Raw genomic sequence first — 22588 nt, 5'->3', positions numbered from 1 at the left:
CTTTGATATGGGGTCGACACCTTCAAAAACAAGGCGTACGATAACCAATACTGTATATACAAACAGTACCAGAGGTTAACCATGAAAACCCGCGGCACCGCATTGAACCCCCACAACCGATTTCAGCCCATTGCCACTGATCGGCAGACAAACGACGACTGGTACCAGGACCCGGACGACGAACTGAACCCGGACTCTATGGCCACCGAGGTGACCGATGAACAGGTGCGGACCATTATCAGCCGCAATCAGTCCCCTGACCTGCCGTTTGATCAGTCCATCAACCCTTACCGCGGGTGTGAGCACGCATGCATTTACTGCTTTGCCAGGCCGACCCATGCCTACTGGGACCTGTCCCCCGGGCTGGACTTCGAGACCCGGCTGATCGCCAAACCAAACGCCGCCCGACTGCTCCGAAGGGAACTCGACAAACCCGGGTACAAAGTCTCCACCATTGCCCTCGGTGTGAATACTGACGCCTACCAGCCCATTGAAAAGCAGCGACGGATCACCCGGGAAATTCTTGAAGTGCTGACTGAATACCGCCACCCCGTGTCGATTATTACCAAGGGCGCGTTGATTCTCCGCGATCTGGACCTGCTGTCAGATCTTGCCTCACAAGGGCTCTGCTCGGTGCGGGTCAGTCTCACCACGCTGGACAACGGGCTGAAACGAACCATGGAACCCCGCACCGCTGCTCCCGCCACGCGGCTGAAGATCATCCGCGAGCTGTCGGCCGCTGGTGTGCCAACGGGTATCCTTATCGCCCCCGTCATTCCGTTCATCAACGATCACGAACTGGAAGCCATACTGGAGGCGGCTTTCGGGGCAGGAGCCCAACAGGCAGGCTGGATTATGCTCCGGCTCCCCCTGGAGCTGGATGAGTTATTCCGGGACTGGCTGCAAAGGCATTTTCCACAGCGTGCGGATCACGTCATGAACCGTATCCGTGATTTACGGGGTGGCAAGAGTTACGACGCCCGCTACGGCAAGCGCATGACAGGCACCGGCCCGTACGCTGACTTGATCCGCCAGCGCTTCAACAAAAAGGTCCGGAGTCTGGGCATCGATCGATATGACGCCACCCCACTACGCACCGACCTGTTTCGTCGCCCGGGCGGGGAACAAATGAACCTGATCTGAGGCAGGCTGTCATGCCATTTATAATGAAGAAGTGAGATGGTCAGTAAAAGGAATAGAGGGAAGCCCATGAAACCCTTTCTGATACTGGGCCTTGCCATTGCACTGACTGGCTGTCAGTCATTGCCCTCCAGCGACGAAGGCAGGACCAAAGGCGTGGTGTTCCTGAAAAGCCAGCATTGCCTGACCGAATACATTGAAGACCTGAAACGCGTGCATTATGGCCCCTGCCTGACGGTTGCCTCCGTCGATAGTAAGCCACCCGCCCTGCGGTCAGACGGTTTTATCGAACTGCCGGTAAGCACCCGGACGACACTGGGCGTCTACTGTGTGTACCGTAGTCAGGACAACACCCTCAAGGATAACGGCCGAATCCATACCACTGTCGTGTTACCGGATGATCAGTTTACTCAGGCAGGTAACCGCTGGTACCTCCATGCTCACACGGACGTCCTGCACGGAAAGGGCTGCAAGCCGACCTTGTCCAGGTCATCGCAAGGGCGCGGGGTTACAGCAGGACACTGACCATACCCAGAGTACTGACCACCAGCAATACCGTCCCCAGGACCCGGAAAAATATCGGCGTCTCCGCCCGCAGCATCCTGTCATGAACTTTCAGCCCGATAACATGACCAATCGCCGCGGCGGGCAACAACCAGAGGTGGTGGATCAACTGCAGGTCCACACCGGCATAAACAAACGCCGCCATCTTGATGGTGACCAGGATAAACCACAGGGCAAAGAGCGTGTCCCTCAGCTTTTCTTTCGGCAGGTGCTGGGCAGCAACGGCAATAATCAACGGTGCCCCGATCAGCGATGTGCCACTAATATAGCCACCCGCCATCAGGAAGACCGTATCCACAGTGCGGCTACCGCTGCGAAAAGGCTTGTTGAGAATGTAGGAGACCGAGTACAACGCAACGATCACGAAGATGATGGCACTGAGGATATGGGAAGGCATGGTAATCAGCCCCACCACCCCAATGAGCTTGGGCACGATCATAATCGCCAGTATCTTCCACAGGTACTGCCAGTCCACCGTGCCCTCTGCAGCCACGCCGGTACCACGGCCGCGCTTTTCCCTGCCCGCCTTGCGGTTGTTCATCCAGATGGTCAGAGAAGAAAAGAACAGCAGGTGAACCGAGATGATCGGCAGGAACACCAGGGGCTCGTCGAGCACCAGCAACAGAAAGGGCAAGGACAGCACCGCACCACCAAATCCCAGGCCGGAGCGGACAAAGCCGCTCCAGACAAAGATCAGGGCAATGAGGGCGTATTGGTAGAGTGCAAGATCAGACATGGATTCCTGACATACAACGGACTAGACGGAGTTTAAAGCGGCGTACCTTACCACGGCGTTACCCGTATTACCCTCCCCTCCGGACTGTCTGTCAGCAGGAACACCGCCCCTTCCGGACCGGTTCGCACATCCCGTATGCGTTCATTCAGTTCACCAAACAGAGTTTCCATATCCACGGCGCCGTCGTTACTGAGAACAACGCGATGCACACGTCTTGCTGCGAGGGCGCCAACCAGCAGACTGCCCTGCCATTCCGGAAACAGGTCACCGTCGTACAGCGTCATACCCGACGGCGCGATAGACGGCGTCCAATCCAACGCGGGAGAGGCCATGCCGTCATACTCGGTAAACGGCGACACCCTTGCCCCCGTGTAATCCAGCCCCAGCGTAGCCACGGGCCAGCCGTAGTTAGTGCCACCTTCAATAACATTGATCTCATCACCACCCCGGGGTCCATGTTCATGGGTGATCAGGCGATTATTGCCCCAGTCATACACAGCACCCTGCACGTTGCGATGCCCATAACTGAATATTTCCGGCAGTGCCTCGGCTTCAGCAATAAATGGGTTATCTTCCGGAGCTGAACCATCACGGTTAATCCTGATAATGGTCCCGATGTGGCTCGTCAGTTTCTGGGCTTCCTCACGATAGTCAAAACCGTCTCCCAACGTCAGGATGAGGGTGGCATCCGGAAGCCACGCCATGCGCCCGCCGTAATGGGCATCTCCTGTTTTCGCTGGCAGGCTGCGGAACACCTCCCGGACATCGTCCAGCCCGTTCGGGACCAGCCGGCCGCGGGCAACGCAGGTGTGATTGGCGCTCCAGGTGCCACAGGCGTAGGCCAGATAAATGTGTCGACTCTGCTCAAAGTCCGGAGCAACCAGCACATCAAACAATCCCGCCTGGCCGGAGGCGAATACCTTCGGTACACCCGCAAGCGGTTCAGATACCTGCTGCCCATCAGCGGAAAGCAACCGCAAACGTCCGGGTCGCTCGGTCACCAGGGCCCGGCCATCAGGCAGGAAAGCCAGGGACCAGGGGTGCTCCAGCCCTGAAGCAAACGTTTCCAGCCGGTAACCCGAGGACGCATCCGCCAGAGCAGATTCCTGCGGCGCCATCCATCCCAGGGTGATGATCACGGCGCCTATGGCGAGATGACGGGGAAGACCCCTGCGCCGTCGGGAAAAGTGCGCAAACAACCAACCCGCCACCGCCGCTGTCGCCAGCATGGCCACCATCCCGCCTGCACCCCGTGTGGCCGCAATCAGGGTGGGCATGGGGGCCAGGAAATCCACCAGCTTGAACGTTACCCAAAGCCCGACAGCGGCGCCCAATGACAGAAAAGGCGCACGCCCGCGCAGTTCCAGCTGCCTGATCATCAGGCTTGCCACCAGTTGGGACACCAGGAAACTGGCACCAAACACCACCGCGTAGACCGGGGCAAAGTTCACCAGATCCTCAAGACTCGTTTGCAAGCGCGTCCCGAGTCCGATCTCAACGCCCAGATTCCGCAGCGCCAGCAGGTTAAATTGAGTCTGGACGAGACTGCCAGCCAGTACCCCCATTATCAGAGCTATCAAAAAGGCGCCCAGCACCCGAAACCAACCGACACGCTTTTCCATTTTCGTATCATTCCTTCAACCGGATGAATAACGTCCCGTTACCGCGAAGCACCAGGCTCGAACAACAGCTTGATGTAACTGCGAAGCAGCATGAGCTGGCTTGGCAAAATGGTGCGTTCTCCAGTAGCCTTTCCCAAAACAAGGCCGCCCTCAATGACCGTTGAAACCATGTCTGCCAGCGCATCCGGGTCGATGATATCCCGGGGTTGGTAATGTTCGTAGATCGAGTCCAGCAACGTGCGAAACCGCACACGCCAACTCAGGACAATACGCCGATTCAGTTCCCGCACATCACGATCAAACAGGCTTTCCTGGTAACAATAGGTCGCCACCAGGCAGCCCGGGTGTGCCTGTGGCAAATCCTCCATGATCTCCGCCAATAACTTGAGTCCTACCAGGAATCCCTGCAATGGATCCTCAGTCAATTCCCGGCCACGGGCAAACACGTCGTCCAGCAGAGAATCCTCACGCGCCATATAGCGCAACAACAATGCTCGGGCCAACGCGTTCTTGTTGGAAAAATGGTACAGGAAGCCACTTTTGGTTATGCCTGCCTCGGCAATCACCTCTTCAATCGACGTTGCACCAAAGCCCTTCCGGAGTACCGATTTTTCAGTGATGTCCAACAACCGCTCACGGGTAGCCTGTCCCTTTTCCATCTGCCACCTCCGGTGAACCATACCCTGAGTATGGTTTGCCTTGCGGGAACCCTGACCGCCAGTGCCTACGGAAGCACCGAAAACACTGTATCCCCTTGTTTTAAAAAGACTCAACTCTTTTAGGTAAAACCGTACCACGTGCTCTCTGGTCGCGATTCGCTTCCTGGCACATGCTGGTTGTGACTGGAAACAACCCGTTAACGACAATAAGGAGGATAGCACTATGACAGGCAACGCAGAGACCATCGCTTATAACGTCACCGAAACGAATCAGGAGGTGGCAGACGCATTTGGCGACCGCATGATGGATACACTGAATTCAGGTGCGTTGGCACTGATGATTTCGATCGGCCACCGAACCGGGCTGTTTGACACCATGGCAGGCATGCCACCTGCAACCAGCGCCGAAATTGCCGAAAAGGCCAATCTGGATGAGCGTTACGTCCGAGAATGGCTCGGTGCGATGACAGTCGGCAACATTGTGGAGAATAACGCCGAAAGGAGAACCTACCACCTCCCAACGGAACACGCTGCCAGTCTGTGCCGGGAGTCACCAACAGACAACTTGGCCGTGTTTGCTCAATACATCCCCCTGCTTGGCTCCGTAGAGGACGACATTGTTCAATGCTTTCGACAGGGAGGCGGGGTTCCATACGAACGATTCGAGCGGTTCCACGATGTCATGGCCGAGGACAGTGGACAGTCTGTGGTTCCTGCCCTGGAAACTCACATTCTGCCGCTCGTTCCAGGTCTTGTTGAACGGCTGGAAAGGGGCATTCGTGTCCTTGATGTTGGTTGTGGCAGGGGGCGGGCACTGAACAAACTGGCAAAATTGTTCCCGCGCAGCCAGTTTACCGGATACGACATTTCCGAAGATGCCATCCGATACGCCGGCCAGGAAGCCAGGGCGCTCGGGAATGATAACGCAACCTTCGAGGTATTTGACGCCAGCGGCCTTGAACACAGTGATCAACCTGACCAATACGATCTGATCACCACATTCGATGCCGTGCACGACCAGAAGGCGCCTCTCACTGTGTTGCGAGGTATCCGGAAAGCGCTGGCTGACGACGGGGTTTATCTCGCCCAGGACATCAAGGGATCAAGCCACCACCACGGTGATCGGGACCACCCGATCGGCCCGCTGCTCTACACCATTTCCTGCATGCATTGCATGACGGTTTCCCTCGCGCAGGATGGAGAGGGTCTGGGAGCCATGTGGGGGAAGGAAAAAGCCCTGGAGTACTTTCATGCCGCAGGCTTCCGGAGCGTCGACGTGCATGAACTGGAACATGATTTCCAGAATTACTGGTATGTATGCCGTCCCTGAGCCGCCCCAAGACTGTATGCAGCCCTGCTGGTGATTACTGAAGGCCCGAATCGGGCCTTCGACCGGAAAGCCGGTACAGGGCCGCAAGAAGCCCCCGGAGCAGGACAATCGCGGGCCACACTAGCCAGCTGGCGACGTACATGGCGGGAAGCAGAATGATCAACCAGCCGGCGATCTGTATGGCCAGGGGCGACACACCCAACACATCCGCCACCCCTGCGAAAAAATCATTAATCACGCTGGGATGGCGTACCACCAGGTACCCTGCGCCGATGAGGACCGGCCACTTGGCGTAGCGGGCACTACTGAGCAGCAGCCGGCCACTCCCTGTCATGCGGGCCGCCAGTGCCGCCGATCGGGTAGAAAGACTGGCACCCCGGGTGGTTCTGGCCACAGCCCGCCCGGCCCGGAGCACCTTGACCGCGCTGGCGAACACCAGCACATCCACAGACGCCCAACCGATATCGCTGACCGAAATATCCTCGCCGGTGCGGTAGTTTGTCTCCAGTTGCCGAACTCCACTGGTAAAGAACCCGGCAATCCCCTCGGTCACCCGCTCCGTCTGGACCCACTGAGTCTCCCCGCGTGGGTCCACCACAAACTGCCCCAGGAAATCGTGCCCCTCATCGCGAATGAAATTCACCGCATACCAGCCCCGTTCCTCCGGCGTCAGCACCTCATTCTTATCCGGCTCCTCAGGAGCATCGGCAGAGCTTCCACGGAGTTCTGCAATATAATCCTTTGCCCGCTGATATTGGCGGGCGGCCTTGTTCATCCATTCAATAGACCGGACCGGTTCACGCAGGAAAAAGTCGATGGGGGGCAAGGCATGCTCGCCATAGGTACGCAATACTTCCCGGAATTCCGGCTCGGACGCATACAGCGGGAGAACGGTGCGTGCCATGTCGGGGTACGTCAGCAGCGAGGCCTCAGCTTTCAGGAGCAGCAGGGGATCGTCCCCCAGATCCAGAACAGCCGCCTGAACGTCAATGGGCTCGCGACCGATGCGGTCAAAACCCGGCAATGCCTCCTGCGCCTGAATGGAAACAAGCTTCTGTTCAATCGGCACCGGTCGGGATGCATAACTGGCAAGCACTGCCAACAACAGCGCCGCGCCCAGGATCGCCATGAATTTCTTCAAGTACCCACCTCAGGTCCTTTCCGTTCAACCACCGTTTTATCACAAATAATGCTTAACCAAAGAACCAGTAGCACACCCCGATGGCGGTCACCATACCCGCCAGATCCGCCAGCAATGCACAGCCAAGGCCGTGCCGGATTTTGCTGACGCCGACCGCCCCAAAATACACCGCAAGCACATAGAACGTTGTTTCCGTGCTGCCCTGCATGGTAGCAGCCGCCAGCGCTGGAAAACTGTCGACGCCGAAGTTATCCATGGTTTCGATCATCATCGCCCTGGCACCGCTACCGGAGAGTGGCTTGATGAACGCCGTTGGCAAGGCATCAATGAAACGGGTATCCCAGCCCATCCCTTCTGCCACCCAACGAATGCCATCCAGCCCCGCATCCAGCACACCACTGGCCCGAAGGACCCCGACGGCAACCAGCATGGCAATCAGATAGGGCAGCAAGGTCACCGTGAACCCCAGACCTTCCCTGGCGCCCTCGATAAAGGCGTCATACACATTCACCTTGCGCAGAGCACCGATAGCCAGAAAGGCAATGACAATACTGAACAGAGTAAGGTTACCCACCAGCGTGGAGGTTGCTGCCAGTACCTGGGCTGACATACCCGCTAACGTGGTCAGCAACAGGCCCAGGGCAGCAGCCCCCGCCACCAGGTAGCCCAAGACCACCGGGTGCCCGAGTTTCAACCGCTGCATCAGCGAGACGCTGAGCAGCCCGACCAGACTGGAGGCGGTGGTCGCCAGCAGGATCGGCAGGAATACCACCGTCGGGTCAGACGCACCCTGCTGGGCGCGATACATGAAAATAGTCACCGGCAACAGCGTCAGGGAGGATGTATTCAGAACCAGAAAGAGAATCTGGGCGTTGCTGGCGGTATCCTTGCTGGGGTTCAGGCTCTGCAGGGAATGCATGGCCTTGATGCCGATGGGCGTGGCGGCGTTGTCCAGGCCCAGGATATTGGCGGCAAAGTTCATGCTGATCAGCCCCATGGCGGGATGACCACTGGGGACTTCCGGCATCAGCCGCCGAAAGAGCGGATCAAGCAACCTGGCCATCAGCCGGATAAGCCCTGCCTTCTCGGCAATGGCCAGAAACCCCAGCCACAATGTCATGGTCCCGGCCAGCACCAGCACGATCTCCACACTGAGCTCAGCCATATCGAACAGCGCGGCCACCAGGCGGCTGAATACTTCGGAGTCCCCTACTCCCAACCATTGCCAAAGCGCCGCGACAAACGCGGTGATAAAAAAGCTTAGCCAGATGCCATTAAGCATGTGTGTCCGGGCAACCTCAGGTCTGCTTGGGTACTGGCGCAACAAAAAACCCCGAAGCTCTCACCCCGGGGTCTTTGTGTGGCCGGTCTGGCCAGCAGTATAGGCGGGCTGTTACTGCTCCACAAACGCCCGCTCAATCACGTAGTGACCCAGATCGCCGCCACGGGCCTCCTTGAAGCCCATGTTATTGAGGATACTGCAGGTATCCTTGAGCATGCTGGGGCTGCCGCAGATCATGAAACGGTCATTCTCCAGATCGAAATCCGGCAGGCCCAGTTCGCGGGTGATCTTGCCGTTCTCCATGGCGTCAGTCAGGCGGCCCCGGTTACGGAAATCCTCGCGAGTCACAGTGGGATAGTACAGCAGCTTGCCGTCCACCATCTCGCCGAAGAATTCGTTTTCCGGCAGTGCTTCGATTTCCTGCTGGTAGGCCAGTTCCGAGACATAACGCACGCCGTGGGTCACGATCACCTTGTCATAGGCTTCATAGACTTCCGGGTCCTTGATGATGCTCATGAACGGCGCCAGACCGGTACCGGTGCTGATCAGCCACAGGTTCTTGCCGGGCAGCAGGTTATCCATGATCAGGGTGCCGGTCGGCTTGCGGCTGACCAGAATCTCGTCCCCGACCTGGATTTTCTGCAGCCGCGAGGTCAGAGGGCCGTCCTGAACCTTGATGGAGAAGAATTCCAGCTCTTCCTCGTAGTTCGCGCTGGCAATACTGTAGGCGCGCATCAGGGGCTTGCCGTCGGTTTCCAGACCAATCATGGTGAAATGACCGTTCTTGAAACGAAACCCGGGATCACGACTGGTGGTGAAACTGAACAGGGTGTCGTTCCAGTGGCGTACGCTGGTGACTTTCTCTTTGATCAGGTTGCTCATGATTAACTCTCGCCTGTTCTGTTTGCTCGAACGCAATAAGTTGAAGATCCGAATTGAATAAATTCTAACCCGCAGCTAACCTATCGACAAAATGGGATATTTTCATAACCTTATTCGGTCTAATCGATTACGGTGGTTTGTCGATGAAATACAGTTTCCGCCAGCTGGAAGTTTTCCTTGCCGCTGCGCATTTTCAGAACATCACCCGTGCGGCGGAATCCCTCGCGATGTCGCAATCGGCTGCCAGCAGCGCCCTGAAAGAGCTGGAGAACCAGTTCGATATCCAGCTCTTTGACCGGGTCGGTAAACGCCTGCAGCTGAATGAACTCGGCCGCCTCTATCGCCCGAAGGTGGAGGCATTGCTCGCCCAGGCCAGCGAGCTGGAGCAGGCATTCAGCAAACACTCGGAAGTCGGCGCCCTGAAAGTCGGGGCCACGCTTACTATTGGTAACTATCTGGCCGTCGGGGTGATGGCCCAATACATGAATACCCCTACGCACCCCCGGGTTTCCCTCGAGGTGGCCAATACCCGCACCATCGCCAGACGGGTCAGTGACTTCGAACTGGATATCGGGCTGATAGAGGGAGAACTTCAGGCACCGGAGCTGGAAGTCATTCCCTGGCGGGAGGATGAGCTGGTGGTGTTCTGCTCCCCCGACCATCCGCTCGCCCGGAAGAAGAGTCTGGATGACGACGACCTTCGCAACGCCACCTGGGTCATGCGGGAACAGGGTTCAGGCACCCGCCAAAGCTTTGAGAGAGGCATGCACGGTCTGCTGCCGGACCTGAATATTCTGCTGGAACTGGAACACACCGAAGCCATCAAGCGTGCGGTGGAAGCCGGGCTGGGCATTGGCTGCCTGTCACAAGTCTGTCTGGCAGACGCCTTTCGCCGGGGCAGCCTGGTGCCGTTGACAGTCCCGGAGTATCGGCGTTTCGACCGGCAGTTCTACTTTATTCTGCACAAACAGAAATACCGCAGTGCCGGCATCGACGCCTGGATGGAACTGTGCCGGCAGTTGTGACCAGCCCTCAGGCCATCACCGGCCCGCTGTGAAATCGGAACTCCTGGTCCGGCTCTTCGATCAGTTTCTGCTCAAGGGCCAGAAACACCTCCACCCGATCACCCACCGGACCACCATTGGCCTGTTCTGCCAGGGTCAGGTAATCCTGGTAATGGCGGGCTTCCGACTTGAGCAAGCTGTTGTAGAAATCCGCCAGTATGTCATCCAGATGCGGAGCCAGTGCTGCAAAGCGTTCACAGGAGCGAGCCTCGATAATGGCACCAACGATCAGCACATCCACCAGCCGGCCGGGGTCCTCTGTCCGCACTTCCTGCCTCAGCCCGGCGGCATAACGGGCCGGGCTCAGGTGACCATAATCCACTCCCCGCTTCTTCATGATCGCCAGCACCTGCTCGAAATGACGCAACTCTTCCCGCGCCAGGCGCGACATCCTGTTCAGCAGATCGGTGTTGTCCACGTAGCGATACATCAGGCTTAACGCGGTCGACGCGGCTTTTTTCTCACAATGGGCGTGATCAATCAGCATCAGGTCCTGATTGGCCAGGGCGTTTTCAATCCAGCGCCGGGGCGTGCGGCAGGGCAGAAAATCATGTATTTCTTGCAGGGCTTCGGTCATGGCAAATATCGGGTCAGAATAACGGGGCGGGGAGTATACACCACATAACAGAACACTCCGACCGCTGTCCATCTTAACTTTGTAAGGGCTTTCCTATAGAATGCAGCGCCAGATCAAGGAGTCTCTGAATAAATCCTGAAGCCCCATCGGCGATTTGAGGCGTTATTCAGAGGCTCCTGCGGCCTTTTCCGCCATAAAACTCCCGCCAGGCAACGATGCCCACGGCGCGGGACATTCCAACTGATGAGGGTCCATATCGTGTTAGAAGCCTATCGTGAACACGTTGCAGAACGCGAAGCTCTGGGTATTCCCCCCAAGCCTCTGAATGCAGAGCAGACCGCCGCGCTGGTCGAGCTCCTGAAAAATCCCCCTGCCGGTGAAGAAGAAACTCTGGTTTATCTTCTGGAAAACCGCATTCCGCCGGGTGTCGACGAAGCCGCTTATGTAAAAGCTGCTTTCCTGACCGCCATTGTCAAAGGCGAAGCCAGCTCTCCCCTGCTGGACAAGCCCAAAGCTGTCAAGCTGCTGGGCATGATGCAGGGCGGCTACAACATCGCCACTCTGGTTGACCTGCTGGACGATTCTGAACTGGCCGAGCTGGCCGGTGAACAGCTGAAGCGTACCCTGCTGATGTTTGACGCGTTCAACGACGTCAAGGAAAAGATGGACGCCGGCAACGCCGTTGCCAAGGCTGTGGTTGAATCCTGGGCCAACGCCGAGTGGTTCACCAACAAGAAGAAGGTGCCCGAGAGCACCAAGATGGTGGTGTTCAAGGTCACCGGCGAAACCAATACCGACGACCTGTCTCCAGCTCCGGATGCCTGGTCCCGCCCGGATATCCCGCTGCACGCCCGCGCTGCCTACAAAATGGAGCGTGATGGCCTGAAGCCGGAAGAGCCCGGCGTCACTGGCCCGATGAGCCAGATCGACGAAATCAAGTCCAAGGGCCTGCCCGTTGCCTTCGTGGGTGACGTTGTGGGTACCGGCTCCTCACGTAAATCTGCCACCAACTCCGTGCTGTGGTTCTTCGGCGAAGACATCCCGGGTGTACCGAACAAGCGTGCCGGTGGTGTCTGTATCGGTAACAAGGTTGCTCCGATCTTCTTCAACACCATGGAAGATGCCGGCGCCCTGGTATTCGAAGCACCGGTAGACGACCTGAACATGGGCGACGTCATCGAGATCCGTCCGTACGAAGGCAAGATCCTGAACGAAGCCGGCGAAACCCTCTCCGAATTCGGCTTCAAGTCCGACGTGATCCTGGACGAAGTTCAGGCTGGCGGCCGTATTCCGCTGATCATCGGTCGTGGCCTGACTGCCAAGGCGCGCGCCGCTCTCGGCCTGGGCGCTACCGATACCTTCCGTCTGCCGACGGATCCGGAAGCCGGCACCAAAGGCTTCACCCTGGGTCAGAAGATGGTTGGCAAGGCCTGTGGCCTGGAAGAAGGCAAAGGCGTTCGTCCTGGCACCTACTGTGAGCCGCACATGACCACCGTGGGCTCCCAGGACACCACCGGCCCGATGACCCGTGACGAGCTGAAAGACTTGGCGTGTCTGGGCTTCCAGGCCGACCTGGTGATGCAGTCGTTCTGTCACACCGCCGCTTATCCGAAGCCGGTTGACGTTGAGATGCAGCACACCATGCCGGACTTCATCCAGACCCGTGGCGGTGTTGCCCTGCGTCCGGGTGACGGCATCATCCACTCCTGGCTGAACCGCATGCTGTTGCCGGACACCGTCGGTACCGGTGGTGACTCCCACACCCGCTTCCCGATGGGCATCTCCTTCCCGGCCGGCTCCGGTCTGGTGGCGTTTGCTGCCGCCACCGGTGTTATGCCGCTGGATATGCCGGAATCCGTTCTGGTTCGCTTCAAGGGCGAAATGCAGCCGGGTATCACCCTGCGTGACCTGGTACACGCGATTCCCCTGTACGGCATCAAGAACGGCATGCTGACCGTTGAGAAGAAAGGCAAGATCAACGAGTTCTCTGGTCGCATCCTGGAAATCGAAGGCCTTGAGCACCTGACCGTTGAGCAGGCGTTCGAGCTGTCTGACGCCTCCGCCGAGCGCTCCGCAGCCGGTTGTACCATCAACCTGTCTGAAGAGTCCGTGGCCGAGTACCTGCGCTCCAACATCACCATGCTGCGCTGGATGATTGCCGAAGGTTACGGCGATCCGCGTACCCTGGAGCGTCGCGCCAAGCAGATGGAAGAGTGGATTGCCGATCCGAAGCTGATGCGTGCCGACAAAGACGCCGAGTACGCCCACGTGGTGGAAATCGATCTGGCCGACATCAAAGAGCCGATCGTATGCTGCCCGAACGACCCGGACGACGCCAAGTTCCTGTCCGAAGTGGCTGGCGACAAGGTCGACGAAGTGTTCATCGGTTCCTGCATGACCAACATCGGTCACTTCCGTGCCGCCGGCAAGCTGCTGGAGATGAACAAGGAGCCGCTGAAGACCCGTCTGTGGATGTCTCCGCCCACCAAGATGGACCAGGCGCAGCTGATGGAAGAAGGCTACTTCAACACCTACGGCACCGCTGGTGTGCGCACCGAGATGCCGGGCTGCTCCCTGTGCATGGGTAACCAGGCGCGTGTGGCTGCCAAGTCCACGGTGCTGTCCACCTCCACCCGTAACTTCCCGAACCGTCTGGGCGATGGTGCCAACGTGTACCTGACCTCTGCGGAGCTGGCAGCTGTGGGTGCGGTACTGGGCAAACTCCCCTCTCCGGCGGAGTACATGGAGTACGCCAAGGACCTGAACAGCATGTCGAAAGAGATCTACAAGTATCTCAACTTCGACCAGATGGAGAACTACACCAAGAAGGCGTCTGAAGCGGACGTCGCTTAAGACCTGACCTTCAAGGTTTAGTTTAGCTCCACGAAAACGCCAGCCTCCGGGCTGGCGTTTTTTGTTGGCCACGGATAACCCTGTGTAGCCAGATCGGGCCCGGGGTGGGGTACCTTTTCTGCCGGGAATAAAGGTGTCTGAGCGCAGCGAGTTCTTTTTCCCAGAAGAAAAGGTACCCCGCCCCGGGCCCAGCCCCCCCACAAACCGGCCAATACAAAAAGGGGCCCCCGAAGGAGCCCCTGTCATTACTCAGAGCGTTGTAAGCGCTCTTGTTTACCGGGGGATGGCCTGATACTCGCCGGCATCTTCTGTAGCAAGGCTTACCACCATGATGGCAATCCAGGCAACGATGAAGCCAGGAATGATCTCGTACACACCCGGGCCACCCATGAACTCACCGTTCCAGCCCAGCGAAATCCAGATGATGACAGTGGCTGCACCCGCAACCATGCCCGCAATGGCACCAGCGCCGTTCGTACGCGACCACATCAGCGACAAGATAATCAGCGGGCCAAACGCCGCACCAAAGCCTGCCCAGGCGTTACTCACCAGCGCCAGAACCTGAGAGTTCGGGTCAGACGCAATAACGGCAGCAACCAGACCAACCAGTACGACACAAACCCGGCCCACATTCACGCACTCACGGTCGGAGGCTTCCTTGCGCAGGAACAGACGATAGAAATCTTCAGTCAGTGACGATGAAGACACCAGCAGCTGACTGGAAATGGTGCTCATGACCGCAGCAAGCAGCGCAGCGTAGAGGAAACCGGTGATCAGTGGATGGAACAGCAGGTCCGACAGGATGATAAAGATGGTTTCCGGATCCGCTACATCCATACCGTTACGCACCGCGTATGCCCGCCCGAATATGCCAAGAGAGACAGCACCGACCAGGGAAATAAGCATCCAGCTCATACCGATGTTACGGGCAGTCGGCACCTCTTCAAGCGTACGGATTGCCATGAAGCGCACAATGATGTGTGGCTGACCAAAATAGCCCAGACCCCAGGTAACCGCAGACAGCCAGCCGACGATCGTCAGTCCCTCAGTCCACGACAGTAGCGAGGGGTCGACCTCGTTCAGCGTTTGTGATGCCTGAGCGAAACCGCCACCGCCTTCGCCAAAGAGCACAACCGCCGGCATGATGACCAGTGCCAGCATCATGATGCAGCCCTGTACGAAGTCCGTCATGCTCACAGCCAGGAAGCCACCAACAACCGTATAGCACAGCACGACGCCCAGTGTGATGACGATACCCACAGCGTAGTCACTCAAGCCACCGAAGTTGAAGATTCCGGCAAACGCGCTTTCAAACAGCTTGCCGCCGGCAACCAGGCCGGACGCTGTGTAAACCGCGAAGAAGATAACGATAACGATGGCTGACACCGTGCGCAGGGAAAGCGCCTGTGTCGGGAACCGGTTAGCCAGAAAGGACGGAATCGTGATCGCATTGCCATAGTGAACCGTCTGTTCACGCAGCCGTGGCGCTACGAGGGTCCAATTAAAGAACGCACCCACAAGCAGGCCGATACCGATCCAGGCCGAAGCCAGGCCCGATACAAACAGTGCCCCGGGCAACCCCAGAAGCAACCAACCACTCATGTCCGAAGCCCCGGCCGATAAGGCCGCCACTTTTGGACTGAGCGCTCGCCCACCCAGCATGTAGTCCTCGGATGACGACGTAGCTCTGCGCATCGCATAAATGCCGATGGCAATCATGAGCGCAAAATAAAGAAATAGACTTATCCAAACACCAATAGCCATGAAACTCCTCCAGTTCAAATGGGACGGAACTAACTCCGACCGATTGGCGCGCTTACCATGTTGAATCCGGTAATCGCGCCCTTTGTTGTTTTATTGCTTTTTTCTTATCCCCTTATAGTGCGCTACTGCCATTAACGCCAGCGTCTGCATCTCAATGCTTACCTCCGTATCACTCAGTTGTCGTTGTGCACCATTTTGAGAGCATGACGCCCTTCAAACCTTTTCGATTCCAAGCGACAGCAGGGACGCGTTACCGCCCACTGCCGTGGTATTTATGGTGCGTGTCCGCTCGGTGGCGAACCTCAGCAGGTAATGTGGACCGCCCGCCTTTGGCCCCGTGCCTGAGAGGCCACGGCCGCCAAACGGCTGGACACCAACCACCGCACCAATCTGGTTGCGGTTGATGTAGCAGTTACCCACTTTTACCCGTTGCTCAATGTAAGCTGCGGTGCCCTCACTGCGACTGTGAATTCCCAGTGTGAGCCCGTAGCCTGCTGCATTGATCTCATCAATAACCTCGTCCAGCTTCTCGGCGTCATAGCGGACAACATGAAGGATCGGGCCGAAATGCTCGGTCTTCAGGTCCGTGATGCTGGAAATGCCATAAGCCGAGGGCGGGATAAAGTACCCGGCTTCGCAGGAAGTCGGAACCGGCGCCCTGGCGATGAATCGTGCGCTGTTTTCCAGCGACTGCAGATGCTGCTGCAGTCCGGATTGGGCCTCCTCATCAATGACCGGCCCAACATCCGTACTGTGAAGCTCCGGATTACCCACAGACAGCTCCTGCATAGCCCCCGCCAGCAGGGTTTCGATCTTGTCCGCCACATCTTTCTGCAGGTACAGCACCCGCAATGCGGAGCAGCGCTGGCCGGCGCTGGCAAAGGCGGATTGCAGCACGTCCTGAACCACCTGCTCAGGTAGGGCGCTGCTGTCCACGATCATCGCGTTCTGGCCACCCGTTTCTGCAATCAATGGCACGATAGCGCCTTCCCGAAGGGCCAGCGTGCGATTGAGAATATGGGCAACCTGAGTAGATCCGGTGAAGGCAATGCCGGCAATTCTGGGGTCCGGGGTCAGTTTGCCGCCAATTGTTGCCCCCTCACCGGGTAACAGTTGAATAACGTCCGGCGGGAAGCCGGCTTCGAGCATCAGTTCCGTGGCCCGATGGGCCACCAGGCTTGCTTGTTCAGCCGGTTTGGCAATCACGGTGTTGCCTGCCACCAGGGCGGCCATGATCTGGCCGGTAAAAATGGCCAGGGGAAAGTTCCAGGGACTGATGCAGAGAAACACGCCCCGACCTTCCATATAAAGCTCGTTGCTCTCGCCGGTAGGGCCAGGCAACGCCACGGCCTTGCCAAAGCGGGCCTGCCCCTGCACGGCGTAATAACGACAGAAATCCACCGCCTCACGGACTTCGTCAATGCCATCCTGCATGGTTTTGCCCGCTTCACGGCAACAGATGGCCATGAGTTCTTCCATATGGGCTTCCAGCAGGTCCGCGTACTTTTCCAGGCACCGGGCCCGCTCCGCGACCGTTCGTTCACTCCACTCGCAGAAACCCGAGGCAGCGACATCCAGTGCCTCTTCGGCGTGGGACTCATTCGCCCACACCACATGACCCACGGGTCTGTTCCGGTCATAGGGAGAGCATACCTCTGAACGTTCACCATCCTGACGGCGGGTGCCATTGATCAGGGGGCCGGCTTGCCAGCTTGCATTGCCCCACTCCGCCAGGTGGTTCATCAGCGGGTCGAGGTCAGAGGCAATATGAATGTTCAGCCCCCTGGAATTCCTGCGCTCCTCACCGTAGATGTCTTTTGGCAGAGGTATCCGGTCATTGGGCAGGGATTCATACCGCAGCAACCCCTGGACCGGGTTCTGCACCAGCGCTTCAACAGGCGTGGCCGCATCCACAAGACGATGCACAAACGAGGAGTTGGCGCCGTTCTCCAGCAATCGACGCACCAGATAAGGCAGCAAGTCCTTGTGGGCGCCGACCGGAGCGTAGATGCGCACCGGGATATCGTGCTCCTGGAGAATGCCGTTATAAAGCGCATCCCCCATGCCGTGCAGGCGCTGAAACTCGATCTTCCGCCCCCTGTTCCGCGCCATCTCCAGAACCGAAGCCACGGTATGGGCATTATGGCTGGCCAGTTGCGGGTACAGCGCCCCTTCGGTGTAATCGCTCAGCAGGTAACGCAGGCAGGCCAGATAGGATGTGTCCGTGGCTTCCTTGCGGGTAAACACCGGATAGCTGTCCAGCCCCAGCTGCTGACAGATCTTGATTTCGGTGTCCCAGTAGGCGCCCTTAACCAGGCGAATCGGAATTTCGTCACCCTGCTCCTTCGCCAGCTTGGTCAGCCAGCACAACACAGGCAGTGCGCGCTTGGAATAGGCCTGGATAACCAGCCCAAAGCCACCCCATCCCCTGGCGACGGGTGAGGTAAACACCTTTTCAAACAGTTTGAGTGACAGCTCGAGGCGGTCCATTTCCTCGGCGTCGATGGTGATCGACACGCCCTGTGCCCGCGCCAGCTCCAGTAACCCGGTGACGGTACTCGCCAATTCCGTCAGAACCCGCTCTTCCTGGGCCACTTCATACCGGGGATGGAGGGCAGACAGCTTGATGGAAATGGAGGGCGTCGGAGCATTGCCTTGCGGATAGGTATCGTTACCCACGGATTCGATGGCGCGGAGATAATCCTGCAGGTAGCGATCGGCATCCTCGCGGGTCATGGCGGCTTCGCCGAGCATATCAAACGAGTAGGTATACCCCATGTCGCGATACTCTCGGGCGTTCTTCAGAGCTTCATTGATGTCCCGCCCCAGCACAAACTGCTTTCCCATGATGGCCATCGCCCGGTACATCGCACTGCGGATGACCGGCTCACCGCTGCGCTTGACCAGCCGCTTCCAGATACTGGATGGCGAGCCGTCCAGACGCTTGTCCATCCGGACCACGTGACCGGTGAGCAGCAGCCCCCAGGTCGAGGCGTTCACCAGAGTGGATTCGCTGCGCCCCACATGTTTCTGCCAGTCCGCCACTGACATCTTGTCCTCAATCAGGGCATCGGCGGTATATTTGTCGGGGATGCGCATCAGCGCTTCGGCCAGACACATCAGCAGGATGCCTTCCTCGGTATCCAGGCTGTATTCCTGCAGCAGGGCGTCCACCATGTGGACTGCATCATCCTGCTCCCGCACTTTTTTGATGAGCGCAGTTGCCGTTTCGGTCACGGCGCGCTGCTCAGCGGCATCGCTCTGGGCCAGGGGGATCAACTCGTTGAGGTAGCGGGTCTCATCAACCGCATAGTTCCCGGTAATGCCCTGCCAGAAACAGGATCGCGGCTGTTCCTGAAATGCAGGCTCAAGCACTTTGCTTGCACTGAACATCGGCATACCTCTTACACTTACCGGGACTGGCCTTTCGGCTCTCATTATCAGGATTGACAGGTCAGCAAATGCACCCTCATCACCAGACGATAGTCATTGAGCGTATAAGTTAGTATTACTACGAATGACAGGCTTACAAAATCCTACGATTCTTTTGCAAATTCGTCCGGAAGTGCTGATTTTTTGTGAAATCAGGCGACTTTTTCGCCAAATCGTAACTTGGTAGGAGTAGTGCCCTTGTACTTTCTCAGTGCGTTCGTGAGGGCGCCCTGGGAGGAAAACCCGGTCCGGTAACTGACTTCAGACACCGAAAGACCGGTGGAAAGGAGTAACTGCGCCGCCTGATCGAGGCGCGTCTGCAACAGGAACTGATGAGGCGTAATGCCGGTCACCTCCCGGAACATTTCATGGAAACGGCTGACACTCAGGCAGGCCACCCCCGCCAGATCAGTGACCGTGATCTTGCGATGCAGGTTTTCCATGATATAGCGGCGAATGGTGTCGGGCCGTATCACGTGCCGATTACTCTGTACCGATCGGCCGTCGTTCAGGCGCTCCGCCATACAATGCAGGATGCTTGCCGCCAGATGCTGCTTCAGGCCTTCGTTTTCCGGAGCCCGATCAAACTCACCGGCCGTGAACTGAACCAGCCCCTGTAATTTATTATCCATTTCCAGGGTTCTTGGACGTTCAAACAACGGCGCCAACCGCTCATATTCCGCATGAGCAGGTGTGTTTATGGCGGGCATGTAGGGATCAAGGTTGATCACCAGCACATGGTTCTGGTTATCGCCGCAGTAGTCGTGACGCGCTTCCGTGGGTACCAGGCAGGCTCGCCAGGTATCCAGGTGGGAACCGGTACCGTCCACGCTCAGGTCCGCCTCTCCCCGCACACCCACGACAATCTGATGGTGTTCATGGCGGTGCTGGTGTGACGCTATCGGGAGCTTAAGCAAGCGTGCGTTCAACATACCCGGTTTCCGGATGACTAGTGCGAATGAACTTCAATTAAAGCAGATATGAGCAAATTTTGCACAAAGCTGAGCGGAACATCGCGATAATACCAGCTGGGGCATCAGGCCAAGGCAACCAGCTCGGTGATACGACGGGCCACGTCCCCGGTGACTTCATCCAGAGATCTGCCCGCATCCACCACCTGATAACGCTTGGGGTCGGCAGCGGCACGTTCCAGATAGGTATTACGGATCCGCTGGAAGAAATCCACCGCCTCACGCTCGAAGCGGTCCAGTTCGCCCCGGTGGCGGGCACGGGTCATGCCGGTTTCCACCGGCGCATCCAGCAGGATCACACGATCCGGGCGGACCTCGCCCTGCACCAGGTTCTCCAGCAGGGCAATGCGTTCCGCGGGCACACCACGACCACCACCCTGGTAGGCGAACGTGGCATCGGTGAAGCGGTCACACAACACCCAGCGACCGGCTTCCAGTTCCGGCAGGATGCGAGTATGGAGGTGCTGGGCCCGGGCGGCGAACATCAGCAACAGCTCGGTTGTTTCGTTCACCGGCTCATCCCTCGGCGCCAGCAGCAGCTCACGAATGGCTTCGGCCATCGGCGTGCCACCGGGTTCCCGGGTGACGATGAACTCAACCCCGAGGTTTCTCAGCGTCTGTGCCGCGGTTTCCAGCTGAGTGGATTTACCCACCCCTTCGGTACCCTCAAAGGTAATGAATTGACCACGTTGACTCATGGGTTATCCTCATTAACCACCGGGGCCGGCGATGACCGGTAATCCGAGCGACGGTTCAACTGGAACTCCCTGACAGCTTTCTGATGCTCGCTCAATGTGCGGGAAAACTTGTGGGTACCATCACCACGGGCGACGAAGTAGAGAGCATCCCCATCTTCCGGGTTCAGCGCCGCATGAATAGCTTCCCGACCCGGGAGTGCTATGGGCGTGGGCGGCAGTCCATCAATGCGGTAGGTGTTGTAAGGGGTGTGACGCCGCAGATCCTTGCGGGTAATGCGGCCAATATAGCGATCGCCCATGCCATAAATCACCGTGGGGTCCGTCTGTAACCGCATGCCCTTCTGCAATCGGCGCACAAACACACCGGCGACTTGGCCCCGCTCGTGGGGGGCGCCGGTCTCCCGCTCAACGATGGACGCCATAATCAGGGCTTCGTAGGGCGAATCGTACGGCAGGTCTTCAGCGCGGTTGCCCCATTCCTCGGCCAGAACCCGTTCCATGCGCTCAAAGGACCGGCGCAACAGATCCAGATCGGTTTCACTCCCGGTAAACGCAAAGGTATCCGGGAAGAAGCGCCCCTCCGGATGCTCGCCCTCGGCACCGACGGCTTCCATGATCGCTTCATCACTCCAGTCCGTGGTTTCCTTTTTCAGTCGCTCGCTGTTCGCAAGAGCCTGTCGCATGTCGCGAAACGTCCAGCCCTCGATAAACTGGATGGACCACTGCTTGGTATCACCCGCCACCATCTTCGACACGATATCTCTGGGAGTCATACCTGAGACGATCTCATACTCCCCGGCCTTTACCTGGACAACCTCCGGATTCAGGCGACCATGGATACGCAGCCACAGGGAGTCTTTCAGAAAGCCTTCAGTCTCCAGAATGCGGGCCACCTGGCCGAAACCGGTACCGGAGGGCACATCAAGAAGCACAGGCTCTTCCAGGGCCACAGGGATATCCAGGGTATTCAAGCCCTGCCACACCCAGAGCGCGCCGCCAGAGACAGCCAGCACCAGGACACATATAACGGTTATCAGTAACTTCCGGAGCAAACTAGGATTCCACTAAATCGAGGGGGTTAGCGATTGTCGCAAGAGCGTCATCAACAGGCAAATCCAGTCCGTCGATTCTGCGAACCGGCACCACACCAATGACGCTGTTCATCAGGTAGAGGCCCTCGCAGTCCTTGCCTTCAAGGCTCGAAGGGGAAATCGTTGAATATTCGACCTTCTCTCCCTGACCTTCCAGATAATCCAGCACATGGCCACGCATAATGCCGGCCACCGCCAGCTGCTCACGAAGTGGTGTTACCCAATGGCCACCGGCTTTCAGCAAAACGTTGGTGCGAGTGCCTTCGACCAGTTGGCCGGCGGGGTCACGCATGATCATCTCATACAGGTCATCGGTGAGCTCACGGCTCGCCATCACCTGTTCCAGCCGGTTAAGCGTCTTGATACCCGCCAGGCGCGGGTTTACGGTCAGTGGAAACTCCGCCAGGCCAACCTCGACCCCCTCAGGACCGGGAAGCGGCGGCATGGCACTGGCGGATACGATCAGGCTTGGTACCCCCTCAGCCGCGGGCCGGTAGCCACGGCCCCCGCTGCCACGGGTCAGCACCAGCTTGAGAACCCAACCGCCGGAGCCAAAGGAACCAGCATGCCGACCAACAGCATCGCGCACGGCATCGCGCAGTTCACGCTCGGTGACCGCAATGCCCAGTACGGCCGCGTCCGTCACCATTCTCCGGATGTGCCGGGAAAGCAGAACGGCCCCGCGCCCGTCCATACGAATGGTTTCAAACAGTCCGTCGCCGTATGCAAGGCCACGATCGGTCGCCGAAACGCTGCTACTGTTCGCTGAAATCACGTTCAAC

General features: G+C 58.1%; 18 protein-coding genes. 5 read left to right on the top strand and 13 right to left on the bottom strand.

Translation table 11 applies throughout. The features are described 5' to 3' along the window. The first annotated feature begins 81 nt into the window (after positions 1-81). Together ACJO5Y_RS02740 and ACJO5Y_RS02735 are read left to right on the top strand one after the other, a co-directional pair. Entirely contained in the window at positions 82-1143 is a 1062-nt protein-coding gene (locus tag ACJO5Y_RS02740; protein ID WP_406984869.1) for a PA0069 family radical SAM protein, read from the top strand. A gap of 66 nt (positions 1144-1209) precedes the next feature. Continuing rightward, positions 1210-1665, top strand: a complete 456-nt coding sequence (locus ACJO5Y_RS02735; protein ID WP_406984868.1) for a hypothetical protein — start codon at positions 1210-1212, stop codon at positions 1663-1665. On the opposite strand, the gene ACJO5Y_RS02730 is transcribed toward ACJO5Y_RS02735, so the two are convergent. Genes ACJO5Y_RS02730 through ACJO5Y_RS02720 form a run of 3 tightly spaced genes read right to left on the bottom strand, consistent with a single transcriptional unit; the run spans position 1649 to position 4721 of the window. Beyond that, positions 1649-2440, bottom strand: coding sequence for a TSUP family transporter (locus ACJO5Y_RS02730; protein WP_406984867.1), 792 nt, complete (start codon positions 2438-2440; stop codon positions 1649-1651). The genes ACJO5Y_RS02735 and ACJO5Y_RS02730 overlap by 17 nt on opposite strands. Positions 2441-2487: 47 nt before the next feature. Further along, positions 2488-4062: a PQQ-dependent sugar dehydrogenase gene (locus tag ACJO5Y_RS02725; protein ID WP_406984865.1), complete on the bottom strand. Its 1575-nt coding sequence runs from the start codon at positions 4060-4062 to the stop codon at positions 2488-2490. A gap of 38 nt (positions 4063-4100) precedes the next feature. Beyond that, on the bottom strand, positions 4101-4721 hold the full coding sequence (locus ACJO5Y_RS02720) for a TetR/AcrR family transcriptional regulator (protein ID WP_406984863.1): 621 nt from the start codon (positions 4719-4721) through the stop codon (positions 4101-4103). 223 nt (positions 4722-4944) lie between these two features. On the opposite strand from ACJO5Y_RS02720, the gene ACJO5Y_RS02715 reads away from it, so the two are divergent. Next, positions 4945-6051, top strand: coding sequence for a class I SAM-dependent methyltransferase (locus ACJO5Y_RS02715; protein WP_406984862.1), 1107 nt, complete (start codon positions 4945-4947; stop codon positions 6049-6051). A gap of 34 nt (positions 6052-6085) precedes the next feature. Here ACJO5Y_RS02715 and ACJO5Y_RS02710 read toward each other — a convergent pair whose 3' ends face one another. The 3 genes from ACJO5Y_RS02710 to ACJO5Y_RS02700 all read right to left on the bottom strand — a co-directional run bounded on the left by ACJO5Y_RS02710 (position 6086) and on the right by ACJO5Y_RS02700 (position 9356). Continuing rightward, on the bottom strand, positions 6086-7192 hold the full coding sequence (locus tag ACJO5Y_RS02710) for a hypothetical protein (protein WP_406984861.1): 1107 nt from the start codon (positions 7190-7192) through the stop codon (positions 6086-6088). A gap of 52 nt (positions 7193-7244) precedes the next feature. Next, positions 7245-8474: a spore maturation protein gene (locus ACJO5Y_RS02705; protein ID WP_406984859.1), complete on the bottom strand. Its 1230-nt coding sequence runs from the start codon at positions 8472-8474 to the stop codon at positions 7245-7247. A gap of 111 nt (positions 8475-8585) precedes the next feature. Then, positions 8586-9356, bottom strand: a complete 771-nt coding sequence (locus ACJO5Y_RS02700; protein ID WP_406984858.1) for a ferredoxin--NADP reductase — start codon at positions 9354-9356, stop codon at positions 8586-8588. 143 nt (positions 9357-9499) lie between these two features. Between ACJO5Y_RS02700 and ACJO5Y_RS02695 the strand changes: the two genes are divergently transcribed. Then, on the top strand, positions 9500-10381 hold the full coding sequence (locus ACJO5Y_RS02695; protein WP_406984857.1) for a LysR family transcriptional regulator: 882 nt from the start codon (positions 9500-9502) through the stop codon (positions 10379-10381). Positions 10382-10388: 7 nt separating this feature from the next. Here ACJO5Y_RS02695 and ACJO5Y_RS02690 read toward each other — a convergent pair whose 3' ends face one another. Continuing rightward, positions 10389-10997: a MiaE family protein gene (locus ACJO5Y_RS02690; protein ID WP_406984856.1), complete on the bottom strand. Its 609-nt coding sequence runs from the start codon at positions 10995-10997 to the stop codon at positions 10389-10391. 258 nt (positions 10998-11255) lie between these two features. On the opposite strand from ACJO5Y_RS02690, the gene ACJO5Y_RS02685 reads away from it, so the two are divergent. Beyond that, positions 11256-13850 (top strand): bifunctional aconitate hydratase 2/2-methylisocitrate dehydratase, encoded by a 2595-nt coding sequence (locus ACJO5Y_RS02685; RefSeq protein ID WP_406984854.1) that lies wholly within the window; start codon positions 11256-11258, stop codon positions 13848-13850. Positions 13851-14123: 273 nt separating this feature from the next. Here ACJO5Y_RS02685 and putP read toward each other — a convergent pair whose 3' ends face one another. The 6 genes from putP to pabC form a co-directional block, all read right to left on the bottom strand. After that, complete coding sequence (gene putP, locus ACJO5Y_RS02680) at positions 14124-15614, bottom strand: sodium/proline symporter PutP (RefSeq protein ID WP_406984853.1); 1491 nt, start codon at positions 15612-15614, stop codon at positions 14124-14126. Positions 15615-15827: 213 nt separating this feature from the next. Then, positions 15828-19007 carry a bifunctional proline dehydrogenase/L-glutamate gamma-semialdehyde dehydrogenase PutA gene (putA, locus tag ACJO5Y_RS02675; protein ID WP_406984851.1) on the bottom strand — a complete coding sequence of 1060 codons (3180 nt, stop codon included), beginning with the start codon at positions 19005-19007 and terminating at the stop codon, positions 15828-15830. Positions 19008-19198: 191 nt separating this feature from the next. Then, the gene (locus tag ACJO5Y_RS02670) at positions 19199-19978 is read right to left on the bottom strand and encodes a helix-turn-helix transcriptional regulator (RefSeq protein ID WP_406984850.1); all 780 of its coding nucleotides are present in this window, start codon (positions 19976-19978) and stop codon (positions 19199-19201) included. Positions 19979-20082: 104 nt separating this feature from the next. Then, complete coding sequence (gene tmk, locus ACJO5Y_RS02665; protein ID WP_406984848.1) at positions 20083-20715, bottom strand: dTMP kinase; 633 nt, start codon at positions 20713-20715, stop codon at positions 20083-20085. Further along, complete coding sequence (gene mltG, locus ACJO5Y_RS02660; RefSeq protein ID WP_406984847.1) at positions 20712-21767, bottom strand: endolytic transglycosylase MltG; 1056 nt, start codon at positions 21765-21767, stop codon at positions 20712-20714. Before mltG ends, tmk begins: the two co-directional genes overlap by 4 nt. Position 21768: 1 nt before the next feature. Next, a complete protein-coding gene (gene pabC / locus ACJO5Y_RS02655) occupies positions 21769-22581 on the bottom strand; it encodes an aminodeoxychorismate lyase (RefSeq protein WP_406984846.1) in 813 nt (270 codons plus the stop codon). Positions 22582-22588 lie beyond the last annotated feature (7 nt).

The sequence above is a fragment of the Marinobacter alkalisoli genome, from assembly GCF_045449855.1.
GTDB lineage: Bacteria > Pseudomonadota > Gammaproteobacteria > Pseudomonadales > Oleiphilaceae > Marinobacter.
The sequence above is the reverse complement of the archived record's forward strand: the minus strand, read 5'-3'. Positions and strand labels throughout refer to the sequence as shown.